Origin of the sequence: Burkholderia sp. Bp9099 (genome assembly GCF_003857805.1) — a bacterium.
GTDB lineage: Bacteria > Pseudomonadota > Gammaproteobacteria > Burkholderiales > Burkholderiaceae > Burkholderia.
This window is the reverse complement of record NZ_QTPU01000060.1, coordinates 1-15,451: the sequence shown is the minus strand read 5'-3', so window position 1 is coordinate 15,451 and position 15,451 is coordinate 1. Positions and strand designations below refer to the sequence as shown.

General features: G+C 61.4%; 15 protein-coding genes and 2 pseudogenes. 7 read left to right on the top strand and 10 right to left on the bottom strand.

Features of this window, described 5'->3' with window-relative positions:
* Positions 1-104 precede the first annotated feature (104 nt).
* From DIE17_RS36310 to DIE17_RS36295, 4 genes and pseudogenes are all read right to left on the bottom strand, one after another.
* A pseudogene (locus DIE17_RS36310) lies at positions 105-248 on the bottom strand (transposase); the annotation flags it as partial.
* A 611-nt stretch (positions 249-859) separates the two neighbouring features.
* On the bottom strand, positions 860-1,870 hold the full coding sequence (locus DIE17_RS36305; RefSeq protein WP_124921811.1) for a LysR family transcriptional regulator: 1,011 nt from the start codon (positions 1,868-1,870) through the stop codon (positions 860-862).
* Between the two features lie 97 nt (positions 1,871-1,967).
* On the bottom strand, positions 1,968-2,639 hold the full coding sequence (locus DIE17_RS36300; protein ID WP_054931127.1) for a DUF1028 domain-containing protein: 672 nt from the start codon (positions 2,637-2,639) through the stop codon (positions 1,968-1,970).
* 45 nt (positions 2,640-2,684) lie between these two features.
* The gene (locus DIE17_RS36295) at positions 2,685-3,098 is read right to left on the bottom strand and encodes a RidA family protein (protein ID WP_124921806.1); all 414 of its coding nucleotides are present in this window, start codon (positions 3,096-3,098) and stop codon (positions 2,685-2,687) included.
* A 353-nt stretch (positions 3,099-3,451) separates the two neighbouring features.
* Between DIE17_RS36295 and DIE17_RS36290 the strand changes: the two genes are divergently transcribed.
* The 4 genes from DIE17_RS36290 to DIE17_RS37750 all read left to right on the top strand — a co-directional run bounded on the left by DIE17_RS36290 (position 3,452) and on the right by DIE17_RS37750 (position 7,099).
* On the top strand, positions 3,452-4,477 hold the full coding sequence (locus tag DIE17_RS36290) for a PotD/PotF family extracellular solute-binding protein (RefSeq protein WP_124921805.1): 1,026 nt from the start codon (positions 3,452-3,454) through the stop codon (positions 4,475-4,477).
* A gap of 120 nt (positions 4,478-4,597) precedes the next feature.
* Positions 4,598-5,452: an ABC transporter permease gene (locus tag DIE17_RS36285; protein ID WP_054931124.1), complete on the top strand. Its 855-nt coding sequence runs from the start codon at positions 4,598-4,600 to the stop codon at positions 5,450-5,452.
* A 1-nt stretch (position 5,453) separates the two neighbouring features.
* Positions 5,454-6,275, top strand: a complete 822-nt coding sequence (locus DIE17_RS36280; protein WP_054931123.1) for an ABC transporter permease — start codon at positions 5,454-5,456, stop codon at positions 6,273-6,275.
* A gap of 38 nt (positions 6,276-6,313) precedes the next feature.
* The gene (locus DIE17_RS37750) at positions 6,314-7,099 is read left to right on the top strand and encodes an alpha-hydroxy-acid oxidizing protein (protein WP_124921804.1); all 786 of its coding nucleotides are present in this window, start codon (positions 6,314-6,316) and stop codon (positions 7,097-7,099) included.
* Here the strand turns inward: DIE17_RS37750 and DIE17_RS36270 are convergent.
* The 5 genes from DIE17_RS36270 to DIE17_RS36250 are packed head-to-tail and all read right to left on the bottom strand — an operon-like array spanning position 7,093 to position 11,302.
* Positions 7,093-8,052: a 2-hydroxyacid dehydrogenase gene (locus DIE17_RS36270; protein WP_260439297.1), complete on the bottom strand. Its 960-nt coding sequence runs from the start codon at positions 8,050-8,052 to the stop codon at positions 7,093-7,095. The two genes, DIE17_RS37750 and DIE17_RS36270, sit on opposite strands and share 7 nt — an antisense overlap.
* Positions 8,049-8,510 carry a type II 3-dehydroquinate dehydratase gene (locus tag DIE17_RS36265; protein WP_185735428.1) on the bottom strand — a complete coding sequence of 154 codons (462 nt, stop codon included), beginning with the start codon at positions 8,508-8,510 and terminating at the stop codon, positions 8,049-8,051. The genes DIE17_RS36270 and DIE17_RS36265 overlap by 4 nt, the downstream gene beginning before the upstream one ends.
* Before the next feature lie 10 nt (positions 8,511-8,520).
* The gene (locus DIE17_RS36260) at positions 8,521-9,138 is read right to left on the bottom strand and encodes a glutathione S-transferase (protein ID WP_124921808.1); all 618 of its coding nucleotides are present in this window, start codon (positions 9,136-9,138) and stop codon (positions 8,521-8,523) included.
* 5 nt (positions 9,139-9,143) lie between these two features.
* A complete protein-coding gene (locus DIE17_RS36255) occupies positions 9,144-10,121 on the bottom strand; it encodes an NAD(P)H-quinone oxidoreductase (RefSeq protein WP_124921803.1) in 978 nt (325 codons plus the stop codon).
* Between the two features lie 29 nt (positions 10,122-10,150).
* The gene (locus DIE17_RS36250; protein ID WP_062918639.1) at positions 10,151-11,302 is read right to left on the bottom strand and encodes an ABC transporter ATP-binding protein; all 1,152 of its coding nucleotides are present in this window, start codon (positions 11,300-11,302) and stop codon (positions 10,151-10,153) included.
* A gap of 266 nt (positions 11,303-11,568) precedes the next feature.
* Between DIE17_RS36250 and DIE17_RS36245 the strand changes: the two genes are divergently transcribed.
* Positions 11,569-12,819 (top strand): NAD(P)/FAD-dependent oxidoreductase, encoded by a 1,251-nt coding sequence (locus DIE17_RS36245; RefSeq protein ID WP_124921807.1) that lies wholly within the window; start codon positions 11,569-11,571, stop codon positions 12,817-12,819.
* A gap of 42 nt (positions 12,820-12,861) precedes the next feature.
* Positions 12,862-14,067, top strand: a complete 1,206-nt coding sequence (gene argE / locus DIE17_RS36240; RefSeq protein WP_124921802.1) for an acetylornithine deacetylase — start codon at positions 12,862-12,864, stop codon at positions 14,065-14,067.
* Positions 14,068-14,098: 31 nt separating this feature from the next.
* On the opposite strand, the pseudogene DIE17_RS36235 reads toward argE, so the two are convergent.
* Positions 14,099-14,488, bottom strand: a pseudogene (locus DIE17_RS36235) (DDE-type integrase/transposase/recombinase); the annotation flags it as partial.
* 268 nt (positions 14,489-14,756) lie between these two features.
* Between DIE17_RS36235 and DIE17_RS36230 the strand changes: the two are divergent.
* Complete coding sequence (locus DIE17_RS36230) at positions 14,757-15,221, top strand: hypothetical protein (RefSeq protein ID WP_124921801.1); 465 nt, start codon at positions 14,757-14,759, stop codon at positions 15,219-15,221.
* Positions 15,222-15,451 lie beyond the last annotated feature (230 nt).

Here is a 15,451-nt window from a genome sequence, read left to right as displayed (position 1 = left end):
CTATCTCAGCCCCATCGAGTACCGTGAAAGCCTCGGGTTAGCAACGTAAATCAGTCCAAGAAAATAGCCGCATCCCCGGTGGGTCAAGATTCGGTGGAAATCAACAGTTGCTGCACCCAGCGGCGCAGCACCGTCTCGCCGACGCCGACCGAACGGCTCGCCTCTGAAAAGTTATAGCCCTGGTCAAGCACCAGGCTGGCTACTTGCTGTTTGAACTAGGGGGAAAACGAACGACGTTGCTTCGGCATCAGACACCTCTCCATGGCGAGCATTCTCGCCTAAATCAGTGTCCGGGTTCATTAGGCCACTACAGATGAAATGGCGTTGGGGAACACACAACGCAGACCAAGCTCGGAGGCGCCGACGTTTTGGTCGCTTCTGATTTACGTTAAATTTTCGTTTCCTAACTATGTACGCTGATTGTGCCTGTGTTTGCAGTGTCTTTACCTTCTTCGATCCTGCATGAAATCTTGCTTTCTCCTCGTTCTTTGCTCCGATAATTGTCTTTGACCGGTAATTGACCTGACGTCAATCCTCGCAACTGCGGCACTCCTTCGTGTCGCGTGCTACACGTGCAGAACGCGCGGCGCTGTGTAAGCCTGGGCTGGAAAAATTTCATCCGCCGACCCAGACAGCAGCGGCGAATGGGCAGCCGCGTGTACGCATTGACTGGCGCTCGCACACGTACTGCTTATCACGCCCGCGCCAGAGTTCAACCATTTGCGTCCCGCCGCCGAACCGCGCGCGGTGTGGCTCGCTGCCGTCAATCGGCAATTTAAGACCACAATGTTGCGCTATCACCTCGTCGCGGATTTCCTGCAGACCACCACGCCCGCGCGCAGTATTTTGGCTCACGTGTTCAGGCGGCGCGAATGGCGTGCACGTTGGACTGCGCGGCAGTCGCATCGGTGCTCACGCCGGTGAGATGCGGATCGAAGTAGCTCGCGGCGCTCATGCCGGGAATGTACTGGTCGGAGATGTAAGCGCGGCAGCGCTCCATGAACACTTGCGCGAGGCGCGGCTGTTTGGCCGGCGCATAAGTGGCAAGCCCCAGCAGCATCGGTCTGTGTTCGCCCGCGAGGCGCAGGCGCGCAAAACGCTTGCCGTCGAGTGACTGATTCGACTTCGGGCGTACGTTGAAGAGCGCATAGCCGATGCCGTTGCAGACCAGCGAGCGCACGACGTCTTCCGAGCGCGAGCGCGCGACGATATTCGGCTCCACGCCCGCCTGCGCGAACAGCGAGAAAAAATAGTCGCGGCTCATGGGCAAGTCGAGCAATACCATTGGCAGCGGCGCGAGTTCGCCGAGCGTCACCGCGTTTTGCTGCGCGAGCGGATGCACTTCGTTGACGATCACGTGCGGCGGCAACTGGCACAGCACCTCGAATTGCACTTCGTTGCTCAATTCCAGGTCGTAGGTAATGGCGACATCAATCTCGCCGTTACGGAGCTTTTCCATCAGATCGCGCTGATCGCCTTCCACGAGTTGCAGATCGATCTTACTGAACGCGCGCTTGAAACCGAAGATGACCTCGGGCGCGATCATTGGCGTGAGCGACTGGAAGCAGCCCACGCGCAGCACGCCTTGCATCGCCTCGCTGGAATCGGAAGCGATCTCATAGAGCCTGGACGCGCGGTCGAGCAATTGCTCGCATTCCTGCGTAACCTGAGCGCCTATGGGCGTGAGCGTCATGCCCTTCGACGGATGGCGGATGAACAGTTGAATGCCGAGTTCCGTTTCCATATGCGCGATGGCCGCGGAAATGGACGGCGCGGAGATATGAATCTGATTGGAGGCGATGGCGATGCTGCCGTATTGGGCGGCCGCCAGGAAATACTCCATTTGGCGAAGGGAAATCCGATTTAGCATGAGCAGGACCAGGGACATACGTGAGGGAACGCCACCGGAACCAAGTCCAGCACAGGCAAGCCGATCTTCGCATAAAGCAAGAATCGGCGTTATCTCGTCAAAAATCGCCGGGTACGCCGAAGCTCGGCGCAGCGCGCGGGTCGCGGGCACGCGTGATGTAGTCGTTCACCTGGGGCGCGTACACCTGCCATGCGGCGTGCAGCATTTCCACCGGGGCTTCCTCTACCCAGTCCATGCGCAGATCCACCATCGGCCAATCCAGTTCGCCGTACACCAGCAAACCGGCCGAGTGAACTGGCCCTTCTTCACCACCTGCCGCTTCGCCCGCGAGTAGCGCCAGCATCAAACGCTCGGCGAGCGGCCCCGTGCTGTGCTCGAACGCGGCGAGCATGGCGGCGGGTACGTCGCGCGAGGCGAGCATGTTGCCCGCGCACGCGGCGTGTTCGCCGGTGACGCTCGCGAGCGTGCCGAGCGCGTTGGCGCCGGTAAAGACGGTCGGTGTGCCATGCGCGTCGATTGCCATCAATTGACGGTAGTCGACGAACGGCTGTCGGCGCAGTCGTTCGAGCGCCTCGGCGGGCGTGTGTCCGGCCGCCATCAGGTCGAGCGCCTGCGGGCCGAGCGACGGGTCGGTGATGTTCTGGCTGGCCGCCGCGCCCACGCCCGCGCGGCCGCGAATGCAGCGAGCCGCCACTGCGGGCGACGACGAGGCCACCGCCGCGCCGAACTGGCCGGTTTGCGGGCAGCGCGCAATGATCGAGAAGGTCATGAGGATTGCCTCAAGGTCGTGTGTCAGTCGGAGGTCTATGGCGGATCAATCGGGGATCACAGCGGTGGCGTCGACTTCCACGAGCCATTCGGGACGCGCGAGCGCTGAGATCACGATGCCCGTGGAAACGGGGAAAACGCCCTTGAGCCATTTGCCGACTACGCGATACACCTCCTCGCGGTAGCGCGGGTCGGTGATGTAGACGGTGATCTTGCAGATGTCGGCGAGTTCGCCGCCCGCTTCGCCGAGCAGCATGGCGATGTTCGACATGGCCTGTTCGGCCTGCCCCGCCGCGTCGCCAATGCACACGCTCTCTGAGGTGTCAAGGTTCTGCCCGATCTGGCCGCGCAGGAACACGAACTGGCCGCGTGCGACCACGGCCTGGCACAAATCGTTGTCGAGCTTCTGTTCGGGGTAGGTGGCTTGGGTGTTGAAGGTGCGGATACGTTTGTGTTTCATGGCACGAATGGGTTGGGTTGACTGGGATCGACGCGATAGCGTCGCCGCATCGTGGCGAAACGGAGCGCGCGCTTGCGATGGATCAGATAGTCACCGAGACCCGCGACGCTGCCTATTTGGTTTTTCCAGGGCGGTGTCTCAGCTTTTCCGAAAGTGTGCAGGCGGCACGAGCGTTCGCAACCGTTCACGTTAGAGAAAAATCGGACGTCAGGAATTGCGAGTCATGCCTGCAGAAAAGGCAACTTGGTGATCAAGATCAACTCTTTCACTATTCACGTGTACCTGAACACACCGCAAACCGGGCGTCTGGCCAGCACACGACGCGATTCATCCATCAACCTACGGGATTTAGAGTGATCAAGACACTATTCACAGCCAGCATTGCGTTCGGCGCACTGATCGCGGGCACCGCGAACGCCGAAGACGCGCTCGTCGTTAGCACCTGGGGCGGCAACTTCCGCGACATGATCGACCAGACGGTCGGCCGGGAGTTCACCAAGGAAACCGGCGTGCCGGTGAAGTACGTGACGGGCGGCACTATCGACCGTCTGAACAAGGCCAAGCTCGCCAAGACGCCAGAAAGCGACGTGACAGTCACGACTTCGCAGGTCGGCTGGCTCTACGCCAATAGCAATCTGTTCGAGAAGCTCGACACGAGCAAGCTGCCGAACTACGCGCACCTCATGGATCAGGCGAAGATCAGCCCGTATCACATCGGCACGTGGGCGTATGTCTACACCATCGGGTATCGCACCGATATGGTTCCACCGGGCATGAAGTTCGACAGCTGGAACGACCTGTGGAATCCGGCGCTCAAGGGCAAGCTTTCGGCGCCGGACTGGGATCCGAGCCACATCATCACGGTCGCGGCCGTGCTTTCGGGCGGCGACGCGAAGAACTGGCAGAAGGGCGAGGACAAGCTCAAGGCGCTCAAACCGAACTTCAAAGCGTTCTACACCGACGACGCCAACGGCGAGCAGCTAATTCAAACGGGTGAAACGCCGGTCGAAGTGCTGCTCTCGATGAACGCTTACTACCAGATCGGTCAGGGTGTACCACTCAAGGTGGTGATTCCGAAAGAAGGTGCGGTGCTCGGCATCGACACCATGGGCATCATGAAAGGCTCGAAGAAGGCAGCGCTGGCCTACAAGTTTATGAATATCGCGCTGTCACCAGCGGTGCAGGCCAAGATCGTCGCGATGGAAAAAGCGAGTCCGGTGGTCGACAACGCCACCGTGGCCCCGGCCGATGCCGCGCTGCCTGGCGTGTTCACGACGCGCTCGCAGTGGGACAAGCAGACCATTGTGATCGACTCGAAGTTGCGCGCGGAACTCACGCCCGAATGGCGCAAGTGGTTCACCGAAAACATCATGAACTAAGCGTGGTTTCGCGATATCGCGTTACATCAGCCCCGAACGCACTCGTGGCTTTCGGGGCGTCGCGCGAGCAGCCTTTCCGTATCAGCGAAGCAGGAACAGCAAACACTAGCGATTGATACCATGAATATGTATAGCAGGCTGAAGGGATGGCTGATCTCGCCCGCGGTGATCGTGGCTATCGGCACATGTTCGGCCTTGATGACCGTATTGCAGTTTAGCCTGCGCACTTATGTTCCGGGCTCGCTCGACGTGGGCGGCTTCACACTGGACAATTTCTCCGGGCTCATGAAGTCCATCTATTTGAGCGCTCTGGGCAATACGCTCTGCCTGAGCGTAGAAACGATGGTGTTTTCGCTGCTGCTCGCGTATCCGCTCGCGTATGCGCTCGTGCGTGTGCGCAATCGCGCGCTCAAGTCGGTGATTCTCATCATGTCGCTCACGCCGCTATTTCTCGGCGAGATCGTGCGCACCTACTCGTGGACGGTAGTGCTCGGCAGCAACGGCTTCGTCAACACGGTGCTGCGCAAGCTCGGGCTGATCGAATGGCCTATCGACCTGATGTTCACGCATTTTGGCGTGGTGCTCGCGCTCGTGCACGTGACGATTCCCGTGACCGTGCTCATGCTCGGCGCCGCCATTTCGCACATCAACCGCGACTACGAGCGCGCGGCGCAGAGTCTGGGCGCGAATCCCGTGAAGATTTTCGTGACCGTGACGCTGCCGCTTTCCATGCCCGGCATTCTCGCGAGTTCGACCACGGCCTTCGCTTGGACATTCAGCGCGTTCGCCACGCCGCAGATGATCGGCGGGGGCCGCGTGCCGACACTTTCCACCTTGGTGTATCAGCTTGGCTTGTCTTCATTGAATTTTCCGCTGGCGGCGAGCCTCAGCGTTATCGGCCTCGCGCTCACCGCGGTTTCGTTGCTGGTATTCGGCAAACTCACCGTGCGCCTCAAACGGATTGGAGGACATTGAGATGAAAATCAGACACGGCTTGCCCTGGCCGTTGCGCGTTGCCGGCCCGCTGTTGATTGCGGCGATTCTCGCGTTCATGTTGTTGCCGGTCATCGTGGTGACGCTGGCTGCGTTCAACGACAAGGCGATACTTGCGTTTCCGCCCAAGCATTGGTCGCTGCAATGGTTCGCACGCGTGCTTACGTACTCCGACTTTCAGTCGGGCTTTCATTCGAGTCTGGTCGTCACGTTCTGGGCTTCCCTGATCGCACTGGTGATTGGCACGGGCATAGCCATTACGGTCAAGCGGCTCGACTTCAAGGGCAAGGACGCGCTGCAAGCCATCTTGATGATGCCGATGGTCGTGCCGCAATTCACGATCGGTTTGGGGCTGCTGATTCTGGTCGCTCAAGTCGGGCTCGATCGCGGCTATGCGATCCTCATTCTGTGCCACGTGATTCTGGTGCTGCCATTCGTGTTGCGCAGCGTTTATGTGTCGATGGAAAACCTCGACGAGCGGCTCGAACACGCGGCGGCCAGCCTTGGCGCGCCCCCCATGAAAGTACTGTTCACGGTGGTGGTGCCGCTGCTCGGGCCGGGCTTGTTCGGCGGCTGGCTGTTCGCGGCCATTCTGTCGTTCAACGAATTCACGGCCTCGCTGTTTATCACGACAGAAAGCACGCAAACGCTGCCCGTGACCATGTACAACTACGTGCGCGAGTTCGCTGATCCCACGCTGGCGGCGCTTTCCGTGGTGTATATCGTCGTGACGGCCAGTTTGCTCGCGTTCGCCAATTACTTCCTCGGTCTTGGCAAGATCCTGAATATCGAGGAAAGCCGTTGAGCGGCCACGCGCGAGAAGGACACTCATGATTTTCTCGGATGTGGCGAACTATCATCTCGCGGCGCGACGCTTTCTGCCGAAGTTCGCCTTCGGGTATCACGAGGGCGGTGCCGCAAGCGAACTCACGCTGCACCGCAATCGCGCCGCACTCAGGGCGCTGGCGTCGAGCCGCACGTGCTGCGCGACGCGCCCACGCTCGACACGTGCACGACGCTCGCGGGCCGCGCAGCGGCATGGCTCGCCGTGGTCTGACCCCGGGGCATCAGCGGCATATTTCGCCGCGACGCGGAAGAAGCGTGCGCGCCGCGCGCGTAGGGGTGCATCAGCGTGGAGAATTGCGCCGCGCCGGCGCGCGCCAGCTGATTCTGCGCGATACGGCGGTCCTGCCTCGCGCTCGATACCAAAGCGTGAGCGATGCGCGCCGCGGGTTCGAACACGATGTTGGTTGCACCGTGCTCCCGGATCACGTGGGACGGCAACCCGACGGTGTGCGTAGCCTGCTGGATCTGCTCGCGCAAACCGTGAGCGAAGCGCCGCGCAGGGCGGAAGTATTCGTCGATGGGAGCATTCGGCGCTGCAGCGATATCGCGAAGGCCGTGGCGTTGGGCGCGCATGGCGCGCTGCTCGGCCGCGCCCCCCTCTATGGACTCGCGGCGGCGGGGCGTTCTGGCGCCACCGACGTGCTCGCTATGCTGCACAAGGAATGCAGACTTGCATGCGTAGCTTGGGGGGCGCGGAACCCACTGATCTCACGCCCGCCTTGCTGGCCGTGCATGGCATGGCGGTGCAGGAAGCAGCCACGACGATCTAACCTTGCTCAATAACCGCGCCGCAAATCGACCTGACTTGTGAGGCTTTCCCCGCTGGACACGCACAGTAGATTGGCGGCGACCTGCCGAGCGGCCGAAGCGGGAATCGCCACGGAAGCGAGATGCGGTGTGATGAGTACATTCGGCATCGACCACAGCGGATCGTCGCTCGGCAGCGGCTCTTTCTCGAACACGTCGAGCGTGGCCGAACCGATATGACCGCTTTGCAACAACGCCGTGAGCGCAGGCTGATCGACGATCGCGCCGCGCGCCACATTAACGATGGCGGCGCCGCGGGGCAATTTCGAAAGCCGGGCGCGATCGAGCAAGCCGTGTGTATCGGCGGTAAGCGGCAACATGATGATGAGAATATCGGCCTGACCGAGCACGCTATCGAGCGTGTCCATGCCCGAGTGACACTGTACGCCGTCGATCTCGCGCCGGCTGCGCGACCAGCCGAGCACCGTCAAGCCCTGGCGTCGCAACTCGCTCGCGGCGAGCGCGCCCAGTTCGCCCAAACCGAGCACGGCCGCGCGAATGTCCTCGGGATTGCGCGGATGCCGGTACGCCCATTCGCCGCGCCGTTGCGCCGCTTCGAAATGCGGAATCTCACGCGCGTGCCGCAGTGTGGCGAACAGTACGTAGCTGGCCATCATGCGCGCCATGTTCGGATCACTGATGCGCGTGATCGGCACCTGCGCGGGCAAGTCGTCGCGCGCGGTGAGCGAATCGACGCCTGCGCCGAGATTGACGATCAGCTTCAGGTTCGTCATCGACTGGAAAAAGCCAGCGGGCGGTTTCCACACCAGCGCGAAGTGAATCTCGCGCGGATCGGTGACTTCGTTCGCGCGTACCACCCGCAAGCCGCGAAGCTGTGTTTGCAGTGCGCGCTTCCACGTGTCGAAGTCGTCGAAATTGCTATAAAAAACGAGCGTGCCGTGAGAGGTATCCTCGGGAATCATGCTCATACCGGGCGCTGGATCAAACGAGACATGGCCTCGATGGCAAACTCGTAGCCGTCGCCGCCCAAACCGGCGATCACGCCGTCGGCGGCTTTCGAAATATACGAGTGATGCCGGAAGCTCTCGCGGCGCCAGATGTTGCTCATATGCACTTCAACGATCTTTCCGGGGAAGGACAGCAGCGCGTCGAGAATGGGCACGGAAGAATAGGTCAGGCCCGCCGCGTTGATGATGATGCCGCTGGCCGTGCCGCGCGCTTCCTGAATCCAGTCGACCAGTTGGCCCTCCCAGTTCGATTGCACGAAATTTAGCATGAGCCCGAGCGAGGCGGCCTTCCCTTCGCAGCGAGCCTTGAGCGTGAGATAGCTGTCGCTGCCATACACGTGGTTGGTGTCGAGCCCGTAGAGATTCGCGTTGGGGCCGTTCAGAAACCAGACGGTTTGCGTCGAAGAAATGTCGGTCATGAGCGTGCGTTCAAAGCTCGTAAGGAAGTGTGACTTGCAGGGCGGGCAGCGCTTGAACCTGAGCATGCCAGCGCGCCGATTCGGGATGGGCGTCGCGCCATGCGAGTTCAGGAAAGCGGAAGTCAAGGTAGCCCAGCGAGCAGCCGAGCGTGACTTCGCCGATGGTGAGGTGTTCCGTGGCGAGCGCGGGCGCGTCTTTTTCAATCTCCGCAAGGCACGCGTGTACCTTCGTCAACTGCGCGGCGCGCCAGTCGTGCGATTGTTTTTCGGCCTTGCGCGCCGTGTATTCGTAGCGCGCTAGCAGGGCGGCGTCGAGCAGGCCGTCGCCGAGCGCCTGATGGCTAAGCGCGAGCCAACGCAGCGGGCCGCTCTGCGGAAACAAACCGTAGGCGGGCGCAAGACTGTCGAGATATTCGCAGATCACGCGGCTGTCGTAGAGCGCGTGCCCGTTGGCGAGAATCAACGTGGGCACTTTCGCGAGCGGATTGTGCGCGGCAATGCGGCTGTCGCGTACGATCGGATTCGCGGCGCTCGGCAGCAGCGCGATGCGTTCGGCGAGTCCCAACAGGTGCGCGCTGACCATGACCTTGCGGACATAGGGCGAAGTGGGCGCGTGGAGCAGTTGCATGTCGCTCATGGCACGAGCGCCAGTTTGCCGAACACGTCGCCGCATTCGAGCAGACGATGCGCTTCGGAAGCTTCGGCGAGCGCTAAGCGTTGGTGCACACGCGGACGCACGCGGCCGTCGGCGACGAGTGGCAGCACGTGGCGCTCGATGAGGCGCGCCATACGGGATTTTTCTTCGTCGGCTTGCGGGCGCAGCGTGGACGAATGCAGGCTCAGTTGCTTTTGCATGAGCGTCAGTAATTCGATGTTGACTTGCGAGCCCTGCAGGAACGAGAGGCTCAGATGACGTCCACCAAATGCGAGTGCGTCGAGATTGCGGCGCACGTACTCACCGCCGACCATGTCGAGCACGACGTCGACGCCGCGCCCCTGAGTGGCTTCGTCACATGCCGCGACGAAGTCGGTCTCGCGATAAGAGAGCGCGAGCGCCGCACCCATGTCGCGCAGCGTGTCGAGCCGGTCGCTGCGTGCGGCCGTGGCGATGACGGTCGCGCCCGCCGCGTGCGCCATGCGAATCGCAAGGGTGCCGATACCGCCGGCCGCGCCGTGAATCAGCACGGTTTCGCCCATCTTGAGTGCGCCGAGTTCGAACAGGTTGTGCCAGATGGTGAACAGGCCTTCGGGTAACGCGGCGGCTTCAGCGTCGTCGAGCGTGGCGGGCACGGGCAGGCAGTGATTCGCGTCGGCGAGGCACCACGGCGCGTAACCGCCGCCGGGCAACAGTGCCATGACGCGCGCGCCCGGTGCGAAGCGGTGCACGCCGGCGCCGCACGCGGCGACTTCGCCGCACGCTTCGAGACCGAGCACATCGGTGGCGCCGGGCGCGGGTTTGGCGCGGCCTTCGCGCTGCATGATGTCGGGCCGGTTGACGCCCGCTGCGCGCACGCGTAGCAGCACCTGACCGGGGCCGGGCGTAGGCACGGCGCGCTCGGCGAGCGCGAGCACTTCGGGGCCGCCCGGTTCGCGGGCGACGACGGCTTGCATGGAAAGTGGAATCATCATGAAGGGCGCGTTCAAGCTGTGGCTTCGGGGAATACGGTCATGTTGCGCGGCGGCAGCGCCAGCGCGGTGACCGTGCCGATCGGGAAGCGCTCGATCGAATCGAGGCCTGACGTCCGCACCATGACGCGCTGGGAACCGTCGGCGACGACGTTTATATCGACATAGGTGTCGACGTGGTCGCCTTGGAACACGTGATTGACCACGGTGCCCGTGAGCACCGAATCCGCCCCCAGCGGCTCGAAGTGAATATGTTCGGGGCGCACGTAAATATCCATGCGGCCGCCGCCGTGCTCCCCGCCCACGAGGCGCTCGCGCTCCAGGCTCACGATACCGCCGCCCAGGCGCAGATGCAGATGCGTGGCGTCTTCGCCGTGAAAATGCGAGGGCAGGATGTTCACGTCGCCGAGGAACGACGCCACGAACGGATCGGTCGGGCGGCGATACACCTCGTCGGGCGTGGCGATCTGGCAAATGCGTCCGCGCGACATCACCGCGATGCGATCAGACATGCTGAGCGCTTCGCCCTGATCGTGCGTGACGAACACGGTCGTTACGCCGAGTTCGCGCTGGATCTCGCGAATCTCCACCTGCATCGCGCCGCGCAGGCTCTTGTCGAGCGCCGAGAACGGTTCGTCGAGCAGAAGCACCTTCGGCTTGATGACCAGCGCGCGTGCGAGCGCGACGCGCTGCTGCTGGCCGCCCGAAAGTTCGCGCGGCTTGCGATGGCCGAGCCCGCCCAGCTTGACGAGCTGCATGGCCGCTTCCACGCGCTGCGCGATTTCGGCGTTCGGCACGCCGCGCATGCGCAGCCCGTAACCGATATTGCGCGCGACATCCATGTGCGGAAACAACGCGTAGTTCTGGAACACGATGCCGATTTCGCGCTCGTGCGGTGGCAGGTCGGTGACGAGATTGCCGTCGATAAAGATCTCGCCATTATTCGCCTGCGTGAAGCCTGCAATCAGATTGAGCAGAGTAGTCTTGCCGCAACCCGAGGGGCCGAGCAGCGTGATGAATTCGCCTTGACCGATTTTGAGCGACAGATTGTGCAGGATGGTCTGCTCGCGGTACTTCGCGACCACGCCTTCCATGCTGACGGCAACCGGCGAGCCGGACGTCGATGGGCGGGCGGGACTGCGTGCGGAGGAATCGTCGGATTTCATGGAAGTCTTTTGTCTGCGCGCTCGATGCGTGGCGTTACCGGATAAAAACTTGCATCAAAGGATACGAGAAAAGCGAGCGGATGCCGTTTGCGAATCTTGAGGGCAGGCGTCGGAAAAACGGAGGAGCGCGCGAAGCGCCGGGCGACCTCTTTGGTTTTTCCGAAGTCTCGCCTTCAAAAATGCTGGTTATCAGCGGCGCGGACCTTGAGCACACTTCCCATCCAATGAACCGCTTGTTCAATCTCAGTCCTCTTTCAGGGTCAAACATGTCAGTTGAAGCAATCGATACGCTGGTGATCGGCGCCGGACAGTCCGGAATTGCCATGAGCGAGCACCTCACGCAGATGAACGTCCCTCATATCGTTCTCGAACGCAAGCGCGTGGCGGAACGCTGGCGCTCGGAGCGCTGGGATTCGCTGGTCGCCAACGGCCCGGCGTGGCACGACCGCTTTCCGAACCTCGAATTCGACGACGTCGGCCCGGACGTCTTCCCGCCGAAGGAGCGCATGGCGCAATACTTCGAGGATTACGCGAAGATGATCAAGGCACCAGTGCGTACCGGCGTGGAAGTCAGGCACGTGAAGCGCTGCGAGAATCGGCCTGGCTTTATCATCGCGACTTCGGAAGGCGTGATCGAGGCGCAGCGCGTGGTGGCCGCGACCGGTCCATTTCAGGTGCCGCAATATCCGAACATCGTTCCCGCCGATGCGGGCATTCAGCAACTTCATTCGTCGGCGTATAAAAATCCGGGTCAACTCGAAGACGGCGCAGTGCTGGTCGTGGGCGGCGGCGCGTCGGGTTCGCAGATCGCGGAAGAACTGCGTGCGAGCGGCAGAACCGTGTATCTCTCGATCGGCGAGCATTACCGTCCGCCGCGTTCGTATCGTGACCGCGACTACGTGTGGTGGTTGGGTGTACTCGGCAAGTGGGACGAGATCAAGATCAAGCCGAAGAAGAAGCACGTGGCGTTCGCCGTGAGCGGCTACGACGGCGGCAAGACGATGGACTTTCGCCGTCTCGCGCACAGCGGCATCACGGTGCTCGGTTTGACGAAGGGCTACGAGAACGGCGTGCTGCATATTGCCGACGATCTCGCTGCGAACATCGCCGAGGGCGACGAGGCCTATTTCGACGTGCTGCGCGATGCCGATGCCTATGTCGAGCGTAACGGTCTTGATCTGCCGCCTGAACCCGAAGCGTGGGATCTGCTCGACAATCCCGCATGTATCGTGCAGCCGATTCTTCAACTCGATCTTGCGAAGGCGGGCGTGAAGGCGATTCTTTGGGCCACGGGTTTCAAGTTCGATTTCAGCTGGCTGGACGTGGACGCCTTCGACGAAAACGGTATGCCGTTCCACAAGCGCGGCATTTCGGCGGAAACCGGTGTGTACTTTTTGGGTCTGCCAGAATTGACCAATCGTGCTTCGTCGTTTATCTACGGCGTGTGGCACGACGCGAAATACATTGCTGATCACATTGCACTCCAGCGCAGTTACCTGGCGTATCAAAAGGCGTGACGGGCGCATGAAAACTCACTCTCCTGTTATTCGGATCAAGCGATGAATACGCTTTCGAGCAAGGCCATGCTGGCGAAGCTGGTGGGATTCCCGACCGTGAGCCGCGATTCGAACCTCGCGCTCGTCGAATTCATTCAGGCTTATTTGAGCGATGTCGGCGTCGAGAGTGAGTTGTTCTATGACGCGGAGCGCACGAAAGCCAATCTTTTCGCGACGATTGGGCCGGTGAAAGATGGCGGCATCGTGCTCTCGGGACACACCGACGTTGTACCCGTGGACGGACAGAACTGGACTGTCACGCCGTTCGAACTCACCGAGAGAGACGGTCGCCTCTACGGACGCGGCACCGCCGACATGAAAGGCTATCTCGCCTCGGTGCTGACGGCCGTGCCGCTGTTCGTCGAGCGTGCCCGGTCGGGATCGCTCGCGGTGCCGCTGCATCTCGCGTTTTCGTACGACGAAGAGATTGGTTGCGTGGGCGTACGACCGTTGTTGGCGGCATTGCAGGAGCGCGGTTTTCGGCCGCGCGTATGCATCATTGGCGAACCGACAGAGATGCAGCCGGTGCTCGGCCATAAAGGGAAGATGGCGGTGCGCTGCTGCGTGCGCGGCGCGGCGTGTCATTCGGCGTATGCGCCGTATGGCGTCAATGCCGTTCACTATGCGTCGCGCTTGATCGGCAAACTCGAGGAGATCGGCGAAACGCTCGCGCATCCTGAGCATCGCGACGATCGCTTCGACCCGCCGTTTTCGACCGTGCAAGCGGGGCTGATTCGCGGCGGACGCGCGCTCAATATCGTGCCGGCCGAGTGCGATTTCGACTTCGAAGTGCGTGCGGTGCCAGGCTTCGACATAGGCAGCGTGGCGCGGGAACTCGAAACCTATGCGAGCGAGACGCTCTTGCCCAAAATGCGCGCGGTGCAACCGGATACCGACATTCGTTTCGAGGCGCTCAACGCCTATCCGGGACTCGCCACCGACCCGGACAGCGACGGCGCGCGGCTGATCGCGTCGATCAGCGGCGTGCAGGCAGAGACGCGTGCGTTCGGCACCGTGGCGTTCGGTACGGAAGGCGGGTTGTACGACGCCGCCGGCATTCCTGCGGTGGTGTGCGGACCCGGCAGCATGGATCAAGGACACAAGCCCGACGAGTTTGTCACGCTGGAACAACTTGCGCGTTGCGATGCGATGATGGTGCGGCTCGCGAATGAGCTTGGCTGCACGGGCGTTGTCACGTTAAATCGCTGACGACGCGAAAGTACAGTTCGCGCGAGTCTGCTCAGACGGCAGACGGATTTTGTGCCAACCCAGTAAAGCGATGCCACCTGGCAAAGCGCTCGCCAAGCTGTTTGCGGTAGCGCGAAGCGCGCAGCAGATGTCGCTTGAGCGCAAAGTGTTGCCGGATCGGTCCGATGCTCGACAGGAAAGCCTGGGTACGTTTCCGGTCACGAAAGCCGCGCATCCGATGCTTCCGTTCGCGGGTTGGTTGATGGCTGTTCTCCGCGCGGTTGTTCACGCGAGCCGCTGCCTTGACGAAGATGTGCCTGACGTCAGTCAGTTCGGGGATGTCGGCCTTCGCCGCCGGATAGCTGCGTAGCTGATCCGTGACAATCTTGCTCGGTACTTCACCACAGGAAGCGAGCACGCGCTCGAAAAACCGCTTCGCTGCTATTGGGCGCGTATCGGTGCTCGTCAACGGCGGCGGCTTCGGCTTTTTCGAGCGCCAGGGCATGCACGCTACATCGCACGTTTTCTGGGCGACGACGTGGACATGGCGCAAACCACGACGTTTAATCCGCATCACGGTAACATGACCACTGCTGTCACCGTGGACTATACGTCTCAACGTCCTTAACTGAAACGCTGCGTCGAATCGATCGTTCTGTTTTGCGCCTCAAGCGTCGCTGAGTCTCACGAAAGTTGCGAGCGTCACGCAGATGAGCGAAGCAAATGTGGGCGAGGTCATCAAGCACTTGAACTTACCTGTCGATGCGTTCAAATGCGTTGCGCCGACGAGGTCGATTGAGCCTATCGCAGTTCGTCTGCAGCAACGCTTGCGCGACGTCTTCCGAAGACCCTATCGAGCGGCCATCGATCAGTCTCCGTTCCGAGTTCGACGTTTCGCGCTGCGCTTCGGGCAATCGATGTGCGATGAGCGTTCGGGGACAGTCAATTCAGCCTGCGTGACGCAACGCGTCAAGTTCGTTGATCTCTCGCCAAATCGACTAGAAACTGTCCGGTGGTTGGCAGTCGCCACAGTTTCTATTTCGATGTCGCAAAGTGATCGGCTAGCCATAACTGCCGTCTTTGCCCGAGGGCATTCGTCCAAGTTTTTCTGCTTGCAAAGTCTGAACGATGATATTCAGATTTTGTCCGGCGGGTGGGGAAGACTCACTCATTGACAGCAAGAGGTGCCATCGGTTTGGCGAATGGCAGCAAACCGAGTTGTAGTCGACGCACCCCGCACATCGCCGAACGTCGGCGAAGGCTCGGCTGCGGAAGTCAAGAAACGGCTCCGCGCCGTTCGATCATCGACGAGCTGCGAACTTCCGGAATCGGCGGTGGATTCAACCGGTCGATGCAACACACTAGACGCTGCGTAAGCAGTGGAGGTGTTGCAAATGAAACAGCG